Annotated in this window: 18 protein-coding genes and 1 pseudogene; 11 read left to right on the top strand and 8 right to left on the bottom strand. The window is 70.4% G+C overall.

Annotated features, from left to right (window positions below):
- The first annotated feature begins 282 nt into the window (after window positions 1–282).
- The gene (locus JOC24_RS22515) at window positions 283–1,515 is read left to right on the top strand and encodes an SAV2148 family HEPN domain-containing protein (protein WP_205022175.1); all 1,233 of its coding nucleotides are present in this window, start codon (window positions 283–285) and stop codon (window positions 1,513–1,515) included.
- A gap of 79 nt (window positions 1,516–1,594) precedes the next feature.
- A complete protein-coding gene (locus JOC24_RS22510) occupies window positions 1,595–2,323 on the top strand; it encodes a 3'-5' exonuclease (protein WP_205022174.1) in 729 nt (242 codons plus the stop codon).
- A 24-nt stretch (window positions 2,324–2,347) separates the two neighbouring features.
- Here JOC24_RS22510 and JOC24_RS22505 read toward each other — a convergent pair whose 3' ends face one another.
- The 3 genes from JOC24_RS22505 to JOC24_RS22495 all read right to left on the bottom strand — a co-directional run bounded on the left by JOC24_RS22505 (window position 2,348) and on the right by JOC24_RS22495 (window position 4,364).
- The gene (locus tag JOC24_RS22505; protein ID WP_205022173.1) at window positions 2,348–2,701 is read right to left on the bottom strand and encodes a DUF4333 domain-containing protein; all 354 of its coding nucleotides are present in this window, start codon (window positions 2,699–2,701) and stop codon (window positions 2,348–2,350) included.
- A 196-nt stretch (window positions 2,702–2,897) separates the two neighbouring features.
- Window positions 2,898–3,407: a hypothetical protein gene (locus JOC24_RS22500; protein ID WP_205022172.1), complete on the bottom strand. Its 510-nt coding sequence runs from the start codon at window positions 3,405–3,407 to the stop codon at window positions 2,898–2,900.
- A gap of 90 nt (window positions 3,408–3,497) precedes the next feature.
- Window positions 3,498–4,364 carry a phosphotransferase gene (locus tag JOC24_RS22495; RefSeq protein WP_205022171.1) on the bottom strand — a complete coding sequence of 289 codons (867 nt, stop codon included), beginning with the start codon at window positions 4,362–4,364 and terminating at the stop codon, window positions 3,498–3,500.
- A gap of 126 nt (window positions 4,365–4,490) precedes the next feature.
- Here JOC24_RS22495 and JOC24_RS22490 point away from each other — a divergent pair, with 126 nt between their 5' ends.
- From JOC24_RS22490 to JOC24_RS22455, 9 genes and pseudogenes are all read left to right on the top strand, one after another.
- Complete coding sequence (locus JOC24_RS22490) at window positions 4,491–5,429, top strand: carbohydrate ABC transporter permease (protein WP_205022170.1); 939 nt, start codon at window positions 4,491–4,493, stop codon at window positions 5,427–5,429.
- The gene (locus tag JOC24_RS22485; protein ID WP_205022169.1) at window positions 5,426–6,265 is read left to right on the top strand and encodes a carbohydrate ABC transporter permease; all 840 of its coding nucleotides are present in this window, start codon (window positions 5,426–5,428) and stop codon (window positions 6,263–6,265) included. Before JOC24_RS22490 ends, JOC24_RS22485 begins: the two co-directional genes overlap by 4 nt.
- Complete coding sequence (locus tag JOC24_RS22480; RefSeq protein WP_205022168.1) at window positions 6,265–7,566, top strand: ABC transporter substrate-binding protein; 1,302 nt, start codon at window positions 6,265–6,267, stop codon at window positions 7,564–7,566. The genes JOC24_RS22485 and JOC24_RS22480 overlap by 1 nt, the downstream gene beginning before the upstream one ends.
- Window positions 7,567–7,631: 65 nt before the next feature.
- A complete protein-coding gene (mgt, locus tag JOC24_RS22475) occupies window positions 7,632–8,825 on the top strand; it encodes a macrolide-inactivating glycosyltransferase (protein ID WP_205022167.1) in 1,194 nt (397 codons plus the stop codon).
- Window positions 8,826–8,997: 172 nt separating this feature from the next.
- A pseudogene (locus tag JOC24_RS33460) lies at window positions 8,998–9,117 on the top strand (GNAT family N-acetyltransferase); the annotation flags it as partial.
- Between the two features lie 658 nt (window positions 9,118–9,775).
- Window positions 9,776–10,978, top strand: coding sequence for a S8 family peptidase (locus tag JOC24_RS22470; RefSeq protein ID WP_205022166.1), 1,203 nt, complete (start codon window positions 9,776–9,778; stop codon window positions 10,976–10,978).
- A 94-nt stretch (window positions 10,979–11,072) separates the two neighbouring features.
- The gene (locus tag JOC24_RS22465; protein WP_205022165.1) at window positions 11,073–11,621 is read left to right on the top strand and encodes a DUF1697 domain-containing protein; all 549 of its coding nucleotides are present in this window, start codon (window positions 11,073–11,075) and stop codon (window positions 11,619–11,621) included.
- On the top strand, window positions 11,614–11,997 hold the full coding sequence (locus tag JOC24_RS22460; protein ID WP_205022164.1) for a nuclear transport factor 2 family protein: 384 nt from the start codon (window positions 11,614–11,616) through the stop codon (window positions 11,995–11,997). Before JOC24_RS22465 ends, JOC24_RS22460 begins: the two co-directional genes overlap by 8 nt.
- Window positions 11,998–12,552: 555 nt before the next feature.
- Window positions 12,553–13,470 (top strand): S1 family peptidase, encoded by a 918-nt coding sequence (locus tag JOC24_RS22455; protein ID WP_205022163.1) that lies wholly within the window; start codon window positions 12,553–12,555, stop codon window positions 13,468–13,470.
- Window positions 13,471–13,590: 120 nt separating this feature from the next.
- On the opposite strand, the gene JOC24_RS22450 is transcribed toward JOC24_RS22455, so the two are convergent.
- From JOC24_RS22450 to JOC24_RS22430, 5 genes are all read right to left on the bottom strand, one after another.
- The gene (locus JOC24_RS22450; RefSeq protein WP_205022162.1) at window positions 13,591–14,133 is read right to left on the bottom strand and encodes a DapH/DapD/GlmU-related protein; all 543 of its coding nucleotides are present in this window, start codon (window positions 14,131–14,133) and stop codon (window positions 13,591–13,593) included.
- Window positions 14,134–14,574: 441 nt separating this feature from the next.
- On the bottom strand, window positions 14,575–15,339 hold the full coding sequence (locus JOC24_RS22445; protein WP_205022161.1) for a sirohydrochlorin chelatase: 765 nt from the start codon (window positions 15,337–15,339) through the stop codon (window positions 14,575–14,577).
- A 6-nt stretch (window positions 15,340–15,345) separates the two neighbouring features.
- A complete protein-coding gene (locus tag JOC24_RS22440; protein ID WP_205022160.1) occupies window positions 15,346–16,224 on the bottom strand; it encodes an ABC transporter permease in 879 nt (292 codons plus the stop codon).
- Window positions 16,211–17,002 carry an ABC transporter ATP-binding protein gene (locus JOC24_RS22435; RefSeq protein WP_205022159.1) on the bottom strand — a complete coding sequence of 264 codons (792 nt, stop codon included), beginning with the start codon at window positions 17,000–17,002 and terminating at the stop codon, window positions 16,211–16,213. The genes JOC24_RS22440 and JOC24_RS22435 overlap by 14 nt, the downstream gene beginning before the upstream one ends.
- Window positions 17,003–17,051: 49 nt before the next feature.
- Window positions 17,052–18,167 (bottom strand): aliphatic sulfonate ABC transporter substrate-binding protein, encoded by a 1,116-nt coding sequence (locus tag JOC24_RS22430; protein ID WP_205022158.1) that lies wholly within the window; start codon window positions 18,165–18,167, stop codon window positions 17,052–17,054.
- Window positions 18,168–18,360: the final 193 nt, after the last annotated feature.

Here is an 18,360-nt window from a genome sequence, read left to right as displayed (position 1 = left end):
GGGTCCCGTCGACACGATCTCGTCGGCTCGGTCAACCTGGGACACCTGGGTGTCGCCCGGACAGGGGGCCCGGGCCGCCGGGCGGTTCCTCCGTCCGGTTCGCGGCATGCGAAGGGGTGCGCAATCGCTATGAACCATCTCACTCCACCCGATCTCACCGCAAGGAACGGATCTGCCGATCAGGGGAGTTGAGTAAGGACCCTGTGCATCCTGCTGCAACGGCTCCCGCTACCGGAGTACCCTTCCTTGATCGTTGGTGGGGGAGTGGAAGGCGGTACACGGGTGAGCTCGGGAGGATTCGAGCTGCCCCCAGGTGACGCAGGTCACGAGGGGGAATCGATCGATGCCCCACCGGGGGCGGTCTCCCTCGCACAGCCCGTGGAGATCGGTGCTGAGCTGGACTGGGGAGCGGACTCCTGGAACGAGGTGCGCACACGGGCCCAGCGGGCGGGGCGTGCGTACATCTGGCTGAATCTGGTGGAACAGCGGCTGCGCGCCGTGGTCTCCTCCGTGATCCGGCCGATCTACGAGCCGGTGCACGGCGAGGACTGGGTGGTGGCCGCCGCGGGACCCGCGGGGCAGGAGTGGGTGCAGCGCGCCGTCGCGGTCCGGGAGGTCTCGCGCCGCAAGGGCTATCTGCTCGACCCGGCCGACGACAACGTCCTGAGCTTCCTCACGCTGCCGCAGCTGCGCGAGCTGATGGTCCAGCACTGGCCCTGCTTCGAACCGTACTTCGACGACCGCCGCGAGGTGGAGCTCGCGCTGGACGAGCTGGAGGTGGCGCGCAACGTCGTCTCCCGCAACCGCGCGCTGAACGAAGCGGTCCTCGCACAGGCGGAGAGGGCCTCCGCGCGGCTCCTGGAGATTCTCGGCAGCGGGGCCTCCGTCCCGTCGGCCGACCGGCTGCCGGTGGACGCGGTGGAGGAGCTGGTCGGCGACCGCTACGCCGACGTGGTCTCCGTCCACCCGGACCGGGTGCGGCTGCAGCGCCAGCTGCCCGCGGAGGACCTGTTCGGCGGCGCGCGCCGGTTGGACGCGATCGGTATAGGGCTCAATCTCCTCACCCAGAACTTCTCCGGGCGCCGACTGGTGCGGCTCGCCGAGTCGGGATGCCGGGTCCGGCTGCTGTTCATCAACCCGGCGAGCAGCGCCGTGAAACGCCGGGAGCGCGAACTGGGGCTCAAGAAGGGCGAGCTGAGCCGCTCGGTGGAGATGAACATCCTCCACATGCGGCGGGTCCGCTCCAAGCTCCGTGACCCGGGCGCCTTCCAGATCCACGTCTTCGACGAGACGCCGCGCTTCACGGCCTACCTGGTGGACGGTGACGGGCCCGACGCGGTCGGGGTCGTCCAGCCGTATCTGCGCCGCGCACGCGGCATGGAGGCGCCCGTACTGGTGCTGCGGGGCGGCGGGCGGGCGGTGGTCAGGGCGGGGCAGGACAGCGAGCACGGACTCTTCGAGACGTACCGCGAGGAGTTCGAGTCGGTCTGGACGGACTCGAGGCCCGTCTCCTGACGTCCCTTCCGGCGTTGTCAGTGGTGCGTGCGAAGGTGGTCGTCACTTGGGGGAACGCACCACGGAGGGAAGACACGGGATGAGCTGGATGAGCGGGCCGTTGCTGGCGTTCGACCTGGAGACCACGGGGACGGACGTCGAGACCGACCGCATCGTGACGGCGGCGGTCATCCGGCTGGAGGCCGACGGATCGGTGTCCGGGGAGCGGACGTGGCTGCTGGACCCCGGTGTGGCCATACCCGAGCAGGCGTCGGCGATCCACGGCATCTCGACGGAACGCGCCCGTGCGCACGGGGCTCCGGCCGTCTCGGCGGTCGATGAGATCGCGCGGGCCGTCGCCGACGGGCTGCGCTCGGGGACGCCGCTGGTGGTGATGAACGCACGCTACGACCTGTCCCTGCTCGACCGTGAGTGCCGCCGGTACGCGGTCGAATCGGTCAGCGAGCGACTGGGTGGCGCGCCTTCGCCCGTGATCGATCCGCTGGTGATCGACAAGCACGTGGACAAGTACCGGAAGGGGAAGCGGGCCCTGCACGCGCTGTGCGCCCACTACGGGGTGCCGCTCGACGACGCGCACGACGCGAGGGCGGACGCCGTGGCCGCTGCCCGGGTGGTGCGACGCATGGGGGAGATGCACCGGCCCGTCGGAGTGATGCCGTTGCCGGACCTGCACGGCCTTCAGGTGCACGCGGCGGCCGAGCAGTCGCTCTCCCTGCAGGCGTATCTGCGGCGCACCGCGGATCCGGCGGCGGTCGTCGAACCGGCCTGGCCGCTCATCCCCCGGAGGCGGGAGCCCGCGGGCGGCTGAGGAGGATCAGACCACGGGGGGCCGTCAGTTCGGTGCGGGTGTAGCCGTCTCGTCGGCCTTGATGTCGAAGTTGATCTGTTCTCCGTCGACCGAGGTGACGTCGACCGACACGCCCAGGGTGCTGCCGTCGTCCGCCGTGAGTTCGCAGCGGGTGGTGGTTCCTGCCTTCCCGACGAGGTCCTCGGGGCAGACGATGTCCGGCTTCGGCCGTCCCGTCGTGCGGGCGAGCTTCTCGGAGACCGTGGTGGCCAGCTTGTCCGCGGACAGTTTCGGTCCGGAGCTCCCCACATCGACCGATGCCGAGCAGCCGACGAGCAGCGTGCCGGCGGCTATGACCGAGAGGCTCCGTATGGCTGCGGACAGGCGGGCCGTGGTCATGGGGACTCCATTCCGGATGATCAAGTCAGTCGTGGGAAGCATACGGGGCGGCGGTGTCCGCGGGATCCTTCCGGAGGGCGTCGACGGGCCGGTCCTCGCACCGGGCGGGGAACACGCCGGGCCGGTCTTGTGCGGGCGGTCGCCGAGAGCGACCGGGAAGCGCCGGGCGGACGAGGTGAGTCGGCCCCTGAATGGCTCACAGCTTTCCGAAGATCACCCCGCGCCACGTCCAGCCCGATGTGAGGACGGTGTTCCGCAGGGGGCCGGTCAGCTGCGCACTGTCGAAGCCGAAGGTCTCCGTCGCTTCGAGGCGGCCGTTCTCTCCGCGCCGAAGCGACCAGCGGCGGGAGACGGTCCGGCCCGAGCCGCGCAAGTACTCCGCCGAAGCCCGGAGCCGCGGCGGATTCCCGACGCGCTCGACCTCCCACCGCTCCTCGACGGCACGCACCTCGTGCGGCTCGGCCAGACGCATCCGGATCCGGATGGCGTGCGTCAGCTGGGACCCGATGAAGAAGGTCTGCCAGGCCGGTTCGGCGATCCGCCACTCCGCCACGAGATCGGCGTCATGCGCCGCGCCGTCGCGGATGACGTAGGGGACGTCCGGCCCGTTGAGGCTGAGCAGGGCTGTCCGCAACTCCCCTGCCGCGCGTGGCCCCACTCCGGAATCGGGGTGCCTCGTTCCGGTGATCCTGTCGAGAAGTCGCATGAAGTCAACCCAGGAGGGGTCGGATCGCCGGTGCTGGATGGGGAGCCGGCCCGCCGCACGGTACCCGGCCCGTGCGTGGCGGCGGGCGTTTCAGAAGGGGTACCAGCGCACCTCGGGGTCGTCCTCCCGCAGCGACGCCACCCTGCGCCGGAACTCCTCCAGCGCCCTGGGGTTCGCCGGGGCGTGCTGCGAGACCCAGGCGCAGCTCGCCGTCTCGCGGGCGCCGCGCAGCACCGCGCACCCTTCCCAGGTGCGTACGTCCCAGCCGTACGCCTCCGTGAACGCGTCGTAGGCGGGGGCCGGGAGACCGTAGCGGTCGCGGGAGAGCGCGAGGACCACCAGGTCGTGCTCGCGCAGATCGGCGGAGAAGGTCTCCAGGTCCACCAGCACCGGTCCGTCCGGGGTGACGTGCACGTTGCGGGGGAGCGCGTCGCCGTGGACGGGGCCGGGGGCCAGGTGCGGGGCGAGGGCCGCCGCGGCCTTCGCGAAGCCGTCGCGCCGGCCGCGCAGATAGTCGGCGTCGGCCGGGTCGATCGCGTCGCCCGCGAGCCGCAGCCAGCGTTCGACGCCGCCGAGCAGCTCACGGCGGGGCAGCGTGAAGTCCTCCGGGGCGGTCAGTGCGTGCACCTGGGTGAGCAGCGGGGCAAGATCACGCGGTTCGGACGGGCGCACGGCATCGGGCAGCCGGTGCCACAGGGTGACCGGGTGGCCCTCCATCAGGCGGGCCCTGGACTCAGCGGCGCGTACGGCGGGTACGCCCGAGGCGGCGAGCCACCGCGCGACGGCCACCTCACGCTCGGCGCGCTCCCGCAGCTCGGGGTGGTGCGTGGCGTCCCGGCCGATCTTGGCCACCAGGCCGCCGACGGCGAACACCGCGTTCTCGCCCAGCGCGAGGAGTTCCGCGCCGCCGGGCAGTCCGGCGGCGGTCAGTACCTCGCGTGCGCGCATCTCGTCCATGGCCGGATTTTCTCATCCTCGCAGGCCACCTTGACGAACGGGCGGCCCGTCAGCACGATGACGGGGGCCGCCCGGGCGGCAATACGGGGATGAAACCGATCCAAGGGTAATGAAGGGGTCGAATTCATGACACTGGCGACCGCAATGACGCGGTCCGGGCGTAAGACCCCCCAGGGCGGACGGAGTGACGGCCGCCGACGGGACGGTGGCACCTGGTTCCTGGTGCTGCCCGCTCTGATCCCGATCCTGATCCTGAGCGTCGGCCCCCTGCTCTACGGCATCGCGCTGGCCTTCACCGACGCGCAGTCGGGCCGCACCCGCTCCACGCAGTGGGTCGGTCTCCTCAACTTCCAGGACCTGCTGCACGACACGCTGTTCTGGGACTCCTTCCGGATCGGCCTGCTGTGGGCGGTCGGGGTCACGGTGCCGCAGTTCGTGCTGGCGCTCGGCCTCGCCCTGCTGCTCAACGCGAACCTTCGGATGCGCTGGCTCGCCAGAGCGCTGGCGATCATCCCCTGGGCCATGCCCGAGGTCGTCGTCGGCATCATGTGGCGCCTGGTCTACAACCCCGACGCCGGCATCCTCAACGAGACCGTCCGCGATCTCGGCCTCGGTGACGGCAGGGACTGGCTGACCGGTCTCGCGACCGCGCTGCCCGCCGTGATAATCGTCGGCATCTGGGCCGGAATGCCGCAGACCACCGTGGCACTGCTGGCCGGTCTGCAGAACACTCCGCACGAACTGCACGAGGCGGCCGCGCTCGACGGAGCCGGGGCCTGGCGCCGCTTCCGCACGGTCACCTGGCCCGCCATCAGGCCGGTGGCCCTGGCCATCAGTGCGCTCAACTTCATCTGGAACTTCAACTCCTTCGCCCTGGTCTACGTCCTGACCAGCGGCGGACCGGGCGGCCGCACCCGGCTGCCCATGCTCTTCGCCTACGAAGAGGCCTTCCGCTACGGACAGTTCGGCTACGCAGCCGCGATGGGATGCGTGATGGTCGCCGTCATCTCGGTGATCCTCGCCGTCTACCTCGTCGGCCGGCTCAGGGGAGGCGAGGACGCATGAGCCTCCGTACGGGCAGAACCGCGCGCGCCGGACAGTACGCCGCGCTCCTGTGCTACCTCGCCTTCCTGGCCTTCCCGTTCTTCTGGCTGATATCGACCGCCTTCAAGCCGGCCCGTGAACTCGGCTCGCTGCACCCCACGTGGATTCCACAGGATCCGACACTGGACAATTTCCGGCAGGCCTTCGACGAACAGCCGCTGCTCCGGGCCGCGGCCAACTCGCTCACCGCCGCGCTGTGTGCGGCCCTGATCGCGGTCGTCATCGCCACGCCCATGGCCTACGTGATGGCCCGCCACCGGGGGCGGCTGGCCACCGCCGCCACCGGATGGGTCGTGGTCAGCCAGGCGTTCCCCTTCGTCCTGGTGATCATTCCGCTGTTCCTGGTCCTCAAGTACCTGCACCTGATCAACTCGCTGTGGGGGCTGATCCTGGTGTACGTCGTCTGGTCACTGCCCTTCGCCCTCTGGATGCTGGCCGGCTACGTACGGGCCGTGCCGCCCGAACTGGAGGAGGCCGCCGCCGTCGACGGGGCCGGGAAGGTGCGGATCCTCGTCTCGGTCACCGCGCCGCTGCTGGCCCCGGGGATCGTGGCTACCGCACTCTTCGCGTTCATCACCGCATGGAACGAGTTCTTCTTCGCGCTCGTCCTGCTCAAGACACCGGAGAAGCAGACCTTGCCGGTCGTACTCACCCACTTCCTGGGCGCGGAGGGCGTGGCCGACCTCGGGCCGCTCGCCGCCGCCGCGTTCCTCGCCACCCTCCCTTCGCTCGTGCTCTTCGCGATCATCCAGAAGCGCATCACCGGCGGTCTGACGGCCGGGGCGGTGAAGCACTGATGGGCCGTCGACTGCCCTTGATCGGCGCCGCGGTGACCACCGCGCTCGCCCTCCTGCTGACCGGCTGTTCGGGAGACGGCGGCCGCGGCACGGACCCCGACGGTCCGATCCGGCTCAGCTTCCAGTCGCTGGCCTGGCAGAAGGAATCCGTCGACGCCAACAAGCAGCTCGTACGTGAATGGAACGCGGCCCACCCGGACATCCAGGTGGACTACGTCCAGGGCAGCTGGGACAACGTCCACGACCAGCTGCTGACCTCCTTCGAGGGTGGTGAGGCGCCCGACATCATCCACGACGCCTCCGACGACCTCGCGGACTTCGCGTACGGCGGCTACCTCGCCGACCTGCGGACCCTGCTGCCGGACCGGCTGACCGGGGACATCCCGCAGCAGTCCTGGGCGACCACCACCTTCGGCGACGGTGTCTACGGAGTGCCGTTCCTCCAGGAGCCCAAGGTCCTGATCGCCAACAAGAAGATCCTCGAGTCCTCGGGCGTCCGGATCCCGACCCCGGAGAGGCCCTGGAGCTGGGCGGAGTTCCGTCAGGTCACCGAGGAGCTGACGGGGAAGGGGACGTACGGCGTCGCCTGGCCGCTCAAGGAGCCGGTGTCCGTCACCCTCAACCTGGGTCTCTCCTCCGGTGGGCAGCTCTTCCACCGGGGCGCGGACGGCAAGGTGGACATCCGCTTCGACGAAGGCGACCGGGTCATGCCCGGCACGGTCCAGGAGCAGGTCAACTCCGATCGCAGCGCCGCACGTTCAGCGCTCGGAATGGGCGGTTCGGACACCCTGCCCGGCTTCTTCGGCGGCAAGTACGCCATGGTCCCGCTGGGGTTCTCCTACCGCCAGCAGGTCGTCGAACAGGCCCCCGAGGGCTTCGAGTGGACGGTGCTGCCGACCCCGGCGGGCAGCGGAGGGACCGCCCAGGGGGTCAGCCCGCAGACCCTCTCGGTCGCCGAGGACAGCCCGCACAAGGAGGAGGCCGTGCAGTTCATCGACTTCCTGCTGCGTCCCGCCAACATGGTGCGGCTCGCCAAGGGGGACTGGATGCTGCCGACCGGAACCGAGGCGCTGGCCGACCCCGCGCTGCACACCGAGGAGAACGGCTGGGCGGCGGGTACCGCTCTCGCCCGGGCGCTGCGTCCCGCGCCCGCGCAGTCCGTGCGCGGCTATCCCGAGTGGAAGGACAAGGTCGCCACGCCCGCGCTCCAGGAGTACTACAGCGGGGCCATCGACACCGAGGAGCTGAAGAAACGCCTGGTCGACGACGGTAACCGGGTACTGGCCCGCTACCAGCGCTGACCGGGCCGGAGCAGGGGTCCCGAATACAACTGGACGAGACGTCTCGTCTCGCTTACCTTGGCGGCATGACAACGCCCCCGCGCGCCCACATCGCCATGTTCTCCATCGCCGCCCACGGGCACGTGAACCCGAGCCTCGAAGTGATCCGGGAGCTCGTCGTCCGTGGACACCGCGTCAGTTACGCCGTCCCGGCATCCTTCGCCGAGAAGGTCGCGGCCACCGGCGCCGAGCCGGTGATCTACACCTCGGTGCTGCCCACCGCGCCCGAGGACTGGGGCACCGAACTCATCGACCACCTCGAGCCGTTCCTGGAGGACGCCGTGCAGGCGCTCCCGCAACTGGCCGGGGCGTTCGACGGCGACGAGCCGGACCTCGTCCTGCACGACATCACCGCGTACCCCGCCCGTGTACTCGCCCACCGGTGGGGCGTGCCCGCCGTCCAGCTCTGGCCCAACCTGGTCCCCTGGGAGGGGTACGCGGAGGAGGTGGGGGAGCCCGCGGCCGCCGGACTCGAGCAGACCGAGCGGGGCCGTTCCTATCGCGCGCGCTTCGCGGACTGGCTTGCCGGGAACGGCCTGGGTGACCTCTCGTCCGACGACTTCGTGGCCCGGCCCCGCCGTGGCCTGGTGCTGATCCCGGAGGCGCTCCAGCCGAGCGCCGACCGGGTGGACCACACGCGGTTCACCTTCGTCGGCGCCTGTCAGGGCGAACGCGCGGACCAGGGCGAATGGAAGCGTCCGGCCGACGCCGAGAAGGTCCTGCTGGTCTCCCTCGGGTCGTCGTTCACCGGCGAGCCCGCGTTCTACCGGGAATGCGTGGAGGCCTTCGGCGGGCTTCAGGGCTGGCACGTGGTGCTGCAGATCGGCGCCCACGTCGATCCGGCGGACCTGGGTCACGTACCGCCGAACATCGAGGTGCACCCATGGGTCCCCCAGCTGTCCGTGCTCAAGCAGGCGGACGCCTTCATCACCCATGCGGGAGCCGGCGGCAGCCAGGAGGGGCTCGCGACCGGTACCCCGATGGTGGCGGTACCGCAGGCCGTCGACCAGTTCGGCAACGCGGACATGCTCCAGTCCCTCGGGGTCGCCCGGCACCTGCCGAAGGAGGAGGCGGACGCCGCGTCCCTGCGCGCCGCCGTCCTCGCCCTGGTCGACGACCCGGACGTGGCCGCGCGGCTGGCCCTGATCCGGGAGCGGATGGCCGAAGAGGGCGGGACCGGACGGGCAGCGGACCTCATCGAGGCCGAACTGCCCGCCTGAGCGAAGACCGGCGGGCACGTCGCGGTCAGGGCGGTCGAGCACCGTACTGCGGGGTCGATCCGCACCGTTTCGTTGTCCACGTCACCACCGCCACGACCGCGATCGAGGGGAACGGCAACACTCCTCCAGCCGGTGCGCCATTTTTTCACGGTCCCGAACTGTCAGCCGGATCGCCGACGTCGGCTCGATGCGCCTCGCGGCAGACCCGGGATCCACCGAGGTGGCGCGTTTCCGGGCCTGGGACGCCGAGCAGTGGCTCGGCCTGCGGCCCCCGGTCACGTCATCCGCTTGAGCCGGCGCTAAAGGTGCGGCGTGCCGACCGGCAGTCCTCGTCGTTGCCGTCGGCTTCCACCCAGCCGGTCGCGGACCGGGCGCTTCGGCCGGTACTGAGCCTCCGGTCCGCCGCGCCCTCCTCGGCTCCGAGTGTCCGCCTGCCCTCGGTCCGGCGGCGGAGACCCGCCGCGTGGTGTACGTGCGGGGACCGCGAGACGAGGCCGCAGGCCGATCGGGGCTCCGGCAGGGCGGCGGCCGCGTACGGGACCTGACCGGCTGACATCTCGGCATCCCCGTGTGTCGTTCAAGCGGCGGGCCATGCGTCCCTGTCCGAGGAATGCGGGTGCTGCCATCGATACACACAACCGAAACATGCCATTCCACTCTCGCGTTCCGGTGTTCCTGCTGGTGAGGCGAGGGTATTCGTGCCTGATCTGTCCAAGTTCACTCGTCCGTGAATTCTGATGCGCTCTCAGGCTGTGCAACCGCGCTGCGGTTTGTCCTGATGCGCAGAGAAGCGCGCATTTTATCTGTGTCGAAAGCTTGCCGAGTCCGTGACGGCTGCATGAAGGTCTTGATCTGCGCGCGTCAATCGAGCAGTGTTTCGAACCAGCCCCCGGAGAATTTCCGGCCGAGGGCCAATCCCCCCACAAAGAATGACGAGGAGACCCCTCTTCATGGCAATTCACAAGCGCGCTCGTTCGGTCAAGCTCACCGCCGCGATCACCGCAGTCGCTGCGGCCGCCGGTGTCACCCTGCTCTCCACCTCGTTCGCCGGAGCCGCCCCGGCGCCTGCGATGGGTACGGTCTACGGCGCGGACGCGGCGACCGCCGTCTCCGGCAGTTACATCGTGATGCTGGACCAGAAGGCCGACAAGGCCGGGCTGGCGAAGGAGTACGGCGGCAAGCTCCAGCGGAACTACAAGTCGGCCATCAACGGCTTCTCCGCCAGCGGACTTTCGGAGACCGAGGCCAAGCGGCTCGCCGCCGACCCGGCCGTCTCCAAGGTCGTCCAGAACAAGAAGTTCCACATCGACGCCACCCAGGACAACCCGCCGTCATGGGGGCTGGACCGGATCGACCAGGCCGAGACCACCGGTGACGGCGCGTACAACTACCCGGATGCCGCGGGTGGGGACGTCACGGCTTATGTCATCGACACCGGTGTCCGCGTCACCCACAAGGACTTCGAGGGCCGCGCCACTTCGGGCTTCGACGCCGTGGACAACGACGACGACGCCGACGACGGCAACGGGCACGGCACCCACGTGGCCGGGACCATAGCGGGCGCGGCCCACGGGGTGGCCAAGAAGGCGAAGATCGTGGCCGTCCGCGTCCTGGACGACGCCGGCTCGGGCACCACCGAGCAGGTCGTCGCGGGCATCGACTGGGTCACCACGAACCACGAGGGCCCGTCCGTCGCCAACATGAGCCTCGGCGGATCCGCGGACCCGGCCCTCGACGCCGCGGTGCAGAAGGCCATCGCCTCCGGCGTCACCTTCGCCGTCGCGGCGGGCAACGAGTCGAGCGACGCCGGCGAGGGCTCCCCCTCCCGCGTCCCCGAGGCCATCACGGTTGCCTCGTCCACGGTGGACGACGAGCAGTCGTCGTTCTCCAACTTCGGCTCGGTCGTGGACATCTACGCTCCCGGCTCGGACATCACGTCGGCCTGGAACGACAGCGACGACGCCACGAACACGATCTCGGGCACGTCCATGGCGACCCCGCACGTGGTCGGTGCTGCGGCCGTCTACCTCGGTGGGCACCCGGACGCCACCCCGGAGGAGGTCGCCACGGCGCTCACGGACGGAGCCACCCCGGACGCCATCTCCAACGCCACCGAGGGCACGGCGAACAAGCTCCTCAAGGTAGTGGAGTAGGACAACCAGGCCGGATAGAACAGGCACGAGGCCGCCGCGCCCTCCCCCACGGGGCGCGGCGGCCTCACGCCGTCGGAAGCTCTAGGGTGAGGTCATGAGCACGATGTACGCGGCACTGCTGCGCGGGATCAACGTGAGTGGCCACCGTCGGATCCCGATGGCGGAACTCCGCACGCTGCTCGGGGAACTGGGGCACGAGGACATCGCCACGTACCTGCAGAGCGGCAACGCCGTGTTCCGCAGCGCGTCCGGCGACGAGGACGCCCTGGCCGCCGGGCTGGAGCGGGCTATCGAGGAGCGGTTCGGCTTTCCCGTCGACTGCCTGGTCCGAACGGGCGCCTATCTCGCCGACGTGGCCGCCGCCTGCCCCTTCCCGGCCGCCGAACTCGAGGCCAGGCAACTGCACGTCACCTATTTCGACGAGCCCGTCGACGCCGCACGCTTCGCCGCGCTCGACGCCGAGGCCTTCCGCCCCGAAGAGTTCCGGCTCGGGGACCGCGCCCTCTACCTGTACGCGCCCGAAGGGCTCGGCCGCTCCAAGCTCGCGGTGGCGCTCGGGCGGCCCGTCTTCACCCGTGGCCTCATCGCCACCAGCCGTAACTGGAACACCGTGGTCAAGCTTGTGGAGATGACGCGTGACTGAGTCCACGCCTGCCGTTGCCGAAGCCGTCGAGGGCGAGCTCCGACTCCTCGATCCCGGGGTACGGGCCTCCGCGGATGTGCTGACGACGCTGCTGCACCCCGACTTCCGGGAGATCGGCACCAGCGGCCGTCTCTGGGAGCGGGACACCATCATCGCCATGCTCACGGACCCGGACGCGCCGCATCCAGGGCCGCTCACCGCGTCACGGATGCAGGGTGACCAGCTCGCGCCGGACCTGGTGCACCTCACCTTCGACACGGAGTCCAGAGGGCTGCGTTCCCACCGCAGTTCCCTCTGGCGGCTGACCGGGAGCGGTTGGCTGCTCTATTTCCACCAGGCCACCCCCTTCATCGACGACCCCTTCGCCGAGGTCTGAGCCCCGGATTCCGCCGGCTTCCCGACACACCCCTTCCTCAGCACACTCCGGGGCGGCGCCACAAGAGTGCCGCCCCGGTCTGATCTGTGCCCGAAGTGCGGCCGGTTCCCGCCTGAAGGGTCAATTCCAGCCAACTGGAGCGCCCAGGCAAAACACTGGTAAAGCGGCTGAACGGGCGGGGTCCCGAGGAGCCCGGTCCGGGTCGCCGGCACTCCTGTGCGCCCCGTTCCCGGGCGGCTGGGGCGTGTGTGAACGCGATGCGCGTAGACAGGTTCCGACGTCCTCCGCCCGCTTCGCACTTTGCTGCAATTCGCAGGCACCATCCGTTCGGTGAGCGGACGTCGGCGTTCGGAGGGCACCCGCACGCATACCGGAGTTCACGGTCCGTTCTCCGCCACGGTCCGGAAGGGGACCTTGCCACGGGCCCAAGCGGAGTCAAGGATTCGAGTCGTGCGGTTGGCAGGTCCACGACCAGAATCCATCTGGTCGCGGACAGCCGTACGTCCTCGGCCCGCCCACCCAGCGGGCCGGACACCCCCAAAGACGGAGGATCCTGTGACCTTCAAGCGCTTCGCTCCCCTCGGCTCGATCTCCAGACGTGCTCGCCTCATCGCCGCGACCTCAGGTCTGGTCACCGCCGTGGCGCTTGCGGCACCGACCGCGGTCGCTCAGGCGGCACCGGACACCACCGTGACGAAGGCCGAGCTGGCCGACGCGAGTTCGGCCGTGCGCGGCGCCGACATCGCGGGTACCGCGTGGTACACGGAAGCGAAGACCGGCAAGGTCGTCGTGACCGTCGACAGCACGGTCTCCGCCGCCGAGATCGCCACGATCAAGAAGTCGGTCACCGACTCGGGCGCCAAGGCCGACATCAACCGTACCGAGGGCAAGTTCAACAAGCTCATCGCGGGCGGACAGGCCATCTACGCCGGCGGCGGACGCTGCTCCCTCGGCTTCAACGTCCGCAGCGGCAGCACCTACTACGCGCTGACCGCCGGGCACTGCACCGAGATAGGCAGCACCTGGTACACCAACTCCGGCCAGACCGCGGTCCTCGGCTCGCGGGCCGGCAGCAGCTTCCCGACCAACGACTACGGCCTGATCCGGCACTCCAACTCCGCCAACGCGGACGGCCGGGTCTACCTCTACAACGGCAGCTACCAGGACATCACCTCCGCCGCGAACCCCAGCGTCGGCCAGTCCGTCAAGCGCAGCGGCTCCACCACCGGCGTCCACAGCGGCACCGTCACCGGCCTCAACGCGACGGTGAACTACGGTGGCGGCGACGTCGTCTACGGCATGATCCAGACCAACGTCTGCGCCGAGCCCGGCGACAGCGGCGGCTCGCTCTTCTCCGGCTCCACCGCGCTGGGCCTCACCTCGGGCGGCAGCGGTAACTGCAGCTCGGGTGGCACCACGTTCTTCCAGCCGGTCACCGAGGCCCTGAGCGCCTACGGCGTCAGCGTCTTCTAGGACCCACCTCTCGTACGTCCTGCGGGCCGCGCTCTCCCCGAGCGCGGCCCGCAGCCGTACGTGCGGCCGGGACCCGGACGGTCCCGGCCCCCGCCCCGGTCGGTCACCGCCGCGGACCGGTCACCATCGCCGGTGCACGGTCGCCTTGCCGCCGGTCACCAGGCTTGCGGCCGGGACGTCTTCGGCCACGACCGCGCCCGCGGCGACCACGGCGTCACGGCCGATGCTGACGCCGGGCAGGATCGTGGCGCCGGCGCCGATCCACACGTTCTCCGCCACGTCGATGGGCCCGCCGCTGAGCCACCCACGTCGCTCCTCGGGATCGACCGGATGGCCGATGGTGATGAACGTGACCTTCGGGCCGACCATCACGCGCTCGCCGAGCCTGATGCCGGCGTAGTCCAGGAAGGTGCAGTTCTGGTTGATGAACACCCGCTCCGCCAGGTCCAGGTGAAGACCGTGGTCCGTGTAGAAGGGCGGGTAGACCGTGACGCCCGTCGGCAGCGGCCTGCCGAGGATCTTTTCGAACAGTTCCGCCTTGCCCACCTCGTCCTCGAAGGGCAGGACGTTCAGGCGCGAGGTGAGTTCGGTCGCCCGCAGGACCCTCTCGGCCATGGCCTGGAACTCGGGGCTACGGATGCGCATGAGGTGGTCGCTGGACATGCCGCGATCCTTCCTGTCGTACCGGTGAGGATGTGACCCGCCGGGCGCGGGTGGAGGCAGAGCGGCAGTCGGTCGGGTCACCGGTCGGCGATGATTCCACGAAGTCCTGGGCGGGGCTCCGCCGGGGCAAGGACAAGGCCGATGCCCGTCCACCCGGACGGCCCCGCCGTCGAGCAACGAGTTGTAGCGCATGCGCAGCGCCCGCCCCGAACCGGCCGGGGCGGCACCGACTCCGATCGTGATGCCGGGCCACCCCGGCACCTCGACGGGCGGGGGCGGGAGTCCCGATGCGCCTGGGCCACGGGCTCCACCGGGGGACCGGTCCGATGAGCTGTGAGGCGAGGGGCGGCAGGGCGACGACGAGCACGATCGACGAGAGGGAGCCGACCAGGCGCCGGCGCGGCGCCGTCCGCGCCCGCCCGGCGGGCTACGGCACGAGCCTCAGGCGCTCATCGCCCCGGTCGCGGGGACGCGCGCCTCGTCGTACCGGGTCAGCAGCAGCCGGGCGAGCGCCGGGGACGGGCCCAGGACGCCGGCCAGCACATCGGCCCCGGCCTCCTCGGCGCCCGTGGCGATACGGTCGGGGAGCCGGCCCGGGGCGATGACGTACGGGGCCACCGCGACCCGCTGTACGCCGTCCGCCCGCAGGCCCCGTACCACGTCCGCGGTGCGGGAGAAGCTCCCGGCACCGACAGCGGAGGCGAACGCAGGCCGCACGGCGCACCAACCGGTGTGCCGCAGCTCCCGCGCGATTTCAGCGATCACCGCGCCCGCCTCCGGGTCCGTCGAGCCCGCCGAGGCCAGCACCAGCCCCGTCGAACTCCTGTCGCCGGGTCCCAGCCCGGCCTCGTACAGCCGCTGTTCCAGCGCGGCGTTCAGCAGCGGGGACGGGCCGAGTACGCCGGCCTGGCTGATCCGCAGCCGCGGCAGCCGCGTGCGGGCCTCGCGCAGCACCGAGGGGATGTCCGACTTGGCGTGGAAGGCACGCGTCAGCAGCAGGGGAAGCGCGACGACCTCGTCCGCCCCCTCCGCGGCCAGGCGTTCCAGCACCCTGGGCACGGAAGGGGCGTTGAAGTCCAGGAACGCCGTCTCCACGCGCAGCCCCGGCCGCAGCGACCGCACCCGCGCGGTGAGCGCGTGGACGGTCGCCGCGTGCCGTGGATCGCGGCTGCCGTGGGCGATGACGAGGAGGACCGGAGCGGACACGGGGACTCAGCTCTTCACGAGGAGGCCGCGGCCGCGCAGCACCCGCCGCTCCAGCGGACTGAAGATAAGCAGGTCGATCGCGATACCGACGAACAGGATGAGCAGGATCGCGAGGAAGATCCCCGGCATGTCGAAGTTGTTGCGGCCGTTCTCCAGCAACTGGCCGAGCCCCAGGCCCAGGTCGGGCGAGGACGCGATGATCTCGGCGGCCATCAGGGAGCGCCAGGAGAACGCCCAGCCCTGCTTGAGCCCCGCCAGATAGCCGGGCAGCGCGGCCGGCAGGACGATGTGGATCGTCCCGCGCAGTCCGGTGGCACCGATGGTGCGGCCCGCCCGGAGGAACAGCGGCGGCACCTGGTCGACACCGGAGACCAGCCCGTTGGCGACGGACGGGACGGCGCCCAGCAGGATCACCGCGTACATCATCGAGTCGTTGAGCCCGAGCCAGATCACGGCCGGTGCCACCCACGCCACCGACGGCAGGGACTGCAGCCCGGACAGGATCGGGCCGATCGCCGCACGGACCACCTTCACCCGTGCCACCAGCAGACCCAGCGGCGTACCGATCGCGACGGCCATGACGAAGCCGAGCAGACCGCGCGACACACTGGTCCAGATGACCTCCAGCAGCGTGCCCTGCAGCCACATGTCGGTCAGGCTGTTCCAGACCGCGGCCGGTGGCGGCAGCTTGTAGTCGTCGGTGACCTTCGCCCAGACCAGCAACTGCCAGACCAGGACCACCAGGACGACCGCCACGGCCGGCGGCAGGACCTTGTTGAGCAGGACCTCGCGGGCCGGTGTCCTGCGTACCTGTACCGCGTCGAGCGCGTCCAGGCCCGCTTCGAGACCCGCCAGGTCGTCGGCCTTCGTATCAGTGCTGGCCATGTCGGCGGATCTCCCCACGCAGTTGTTCGGTGATCTCGACGGACAGTTCCGCCACGGCGGTGTCCTCGATGCGGCGAGGCTGCTCGATGTCCACGGTCCACTCCCGGGCGATCCTGCCGGGACGCGACGACAGCAGGATGACGCGCTGGGCGAGCCGCACCGCCTCGCGCACGTTGTGGGTGACGAAGAGGACGGAGGCGTTCGTCTCGCGCCAGATCCGGGTCAGTTCGTCGTGCAGCACGTCGCGGGTGATGGCGTCGAGTGCGGCGAACGGCTCGTCCATCAGCAGCAGTTGGCTGTCCTGGGCGAGTGCCCGGGCCATCGCCACCCGCTGGCGCATCCCGCCCGAGAGTTCGTGCACCCGCTTCCCGTAGGCCCCACCGAGGCGCACGAGCTCGAGCAGCCGTTCCGCCTCGGGCCGGCGCTCCGGCCTGGGCACCCCGCGCAGCCGCAGGGCCAGTTCGATGTTCTTGCCCGCGGTCAGCCACGGGAAGAGGGCGTGCTCCTGGAACATCAGGGCCGGACGCCCGCCGGGGGTCTCGATGGAACCCGCGGTCGGACGGTCGAGTCCGGCCACCAGGTTGAGCAGGGTCGACTTGCCGCACCCGGAGGCTCCCAGGAGGGTGACGAACTCGCCCGGAGCGACATCGAGCGTGATGTCGTCCAGGACGAGCTGCTGCCCCGTGGGTCCGGTGAAGGACTTCGAGACGTTCGCGAGACGAGCGGCGTGCTCGACCGTCGCACGGTCCTCGGCCTTGGTGAGGGTGGTGGTCGCCATGGTCGTCACCTCCTGGGAATCTTCAGGGATCCTGGTGCGGTCGGGTGGGCTACTTGGCGCCGAGACCGGCGTCGGCGACCTTGGGCTGTCCCTCGGCCTCGAGGATCTTGTTCAGGGGCTTCAGGTCGTAGATGCCCTTGAGATCGGGCTTCTCCAGCAGGCCCGCCTCGACCGCGTGGTCGGCCTGCTCCTGGAGCGTGGCGGCCAGTGGGTCGTCGGTGATCTGGATGGACTCCCACGCCGGGTCGAGGACCTCGGCGGGCAACGCCTTGCCGCTGAGCTTCTCCAGCGCCGAGTTGGCCGAGGCCTTCGCCTCGTCCGGGTTGGCGTTGATCCACTTGTTGGTCTTCACCGTGCCCCGCAGCACCGCGTCCACGACGTCGGGGTGCTCGGAGAGGAACTTCTGCGACACGATGATGTTCGTGATGACGAACTTGTCGTCCGGCCACAGCGTCGACTCGTCGAGCAGGACCTTGCCGCCCTCGGCGACCAGCTTGGAGGCGGTCGGTTCCGGGACCCAGGCACCGTCCAGGGAACCGGACTTGAAGGCGTCCGGGGTCACCTTGTTGTCCGAGCGGACCACGGAGACGTCGCCCTTGCCGCTCTGGGCGTCGACCTTCCAGCCCTTCTCGGAGATCCAGTTCAGGAACGCCACGTCCTGGGTGTTGCCGAGCTGCGGGGTGGCGATCTTCTTGCCCTTGAGGTCGTCAAGGGTCTTGATCTTCTTCGGGTCCACGACGAGCTTCACCCCGCCGGAGGCCGAGCCGCCGAGGATCCGCAGGCTCTGCCCCTGGGACTTGGCGTAGCCGTTGATCGAGGGGGAGGGGCCGATGAAGCCGATGTCGATCGAACCGGCGTTGAGCGCCTCGATCTCGGAGGGCCCGGCGTTGAACGTCGAGGGCTTGACCGTGGTGCCGCCCAGCTCCTTGGCGATGAGGCCTTCCTGGATGCCGACCAGGGCGGTGGCGTGCGTGAGGTTCGGGAAGTAACCGATCTTCACGGAGTCCGCGGAGAGCTTCTTCCCGCCGGCGGAGACGTCCGACTTCGCGGCGTCGTCGTCCTTCGACTCGGAACCGTAGCCGCAGGCGGTGGCCGCCACGGCGAGCAGCGGCAGAGCGGCGGCAGCGGCGAGGCCGCGGCGGAGAGTGGTACGGGTGGCACGCACGGGAGGCGTTCCTCTCGTCGGCCCGTGCTCACGTCCCCCTGGAGCGGGGTGGCGCGGCCGGGCGGTCGGCGGGTCTTCGTCTGAACTGGCGGTGCGGGTGGTACGAGCGGGCGCGCAGGCAGTGCGCGTACGTCATCACGCACATCGCCCGACCCCGCCCAGTCCTCCCCCGAGCTCTCGGCTTCGCTCGACC

The sequence above is a fragment of the Streptomyces sp. HB132 genome, assembly GCF_016909575.1.
Classification (GTDB): Bacteria; Actinomycetota; Actinomycetes; order Streptomycetales; family Streptomycetaceae; genus Streptomyces.
Note: the sequence above shows the minus strand (reverse complement) of the source record. Positions and strands in the feature narration are given on the sequence as shown.

Excerpts from the sequence above, each read along its gene's own strand:
- JOC24_RS22500 (WP_205022172.1), bottom strand. The coding sequence starts at position 3,407 with ATGCGACTTCTCGACAGGATCACCGGAACGAGGCACCCCGATTCCGGA.
- JOC24_RS22485 (WP_205022169.1), top strand. The coding sequence starts at position 5,426 with ATGAGCCTCCGTACGGGCAGAACCGCGCGCGCCGGACAGTACGCCGCG.
- JOC24_RS22490 (WP_205022170.1), top strand. The coding sequence starts at position 4,491 with ATGACACTGGCGACCGCAATGACGCGGTCCGGGCGTAAGACCCCCCAG.
- mgt (WP_205022167.1), top strand. The coding sequence starts at position 7,632 with ATGACAACGCCCCCGCGCGCCCACATCGCCATGTTCTCCATCGCCGCC.
- JOC24_RS22510 (WP_205022174.1), top strand. The coding sequence starts at position 1,595 with ATGAGCTGGATGAGCGGGCCGTTGCTGGCGTTCGACCTGGAGACCACG.
- JOC24_RS22470 (WP_205022166.1), top strand. The coding sequence starts at position 9,776 with ATGGCAATTCACAAGCGCGCTCGTTCGGTCAAGCTCACCGCCGCGATC.
- JOC24_RS22465 (WP_205022165.1), top strand. The coding sequence starts at position 11,073 with ATGAGCACGATGTACGCGGCACTGCTGCGCGGGATCAACGTGAGTGGC.
- JOC24_RS22440 (WP_205022160.1), bottom strand. The coding sequence starts at position 16,224 with ATGGCCAGCACTGATACGAAGGCCGACGACCTGGCGGGTCTCGAAGCG.
- JOC24_RS22450 (WP_205022162.1), bottom strand. The coding sequence starts at position 14,133 with ATGTCCAGCGACCACCTCATGCGCATCCGTAGCCCCGAGTTCCAGGCC.
- JOC24_RS22495 (WP_205022171.1), bottom strand. The coding sequence starts at position 4,364 with ATGGACGAGATGCGCGCACGCGAGGTACTGACCGCCGCCGGACTGCCC.
- JOC24_RS22435 (WP_205022159.1), bottom strand. The coding sequence starts at position 17,002 with ATGGCGACCACCACCCTCACCAAGGCCGAGGACCGTGCGACGGTCGAG.
- JOC24_RS22480 (WP_205022168.1), top strand. The coding sequence starts at position 6,265 with ATGGGCCGTCGACTGCCCTTGATCGGCGCCGCGGTGACCACCGCGCTC.
- JOC24_RS22505 (WP_205022173.1), bottom strand. The coding sequence starts at position 2,701 with ATGACCACGGCCCGCCTGTCCGCAGCCATACGGAGCCTCTCGGTCATA.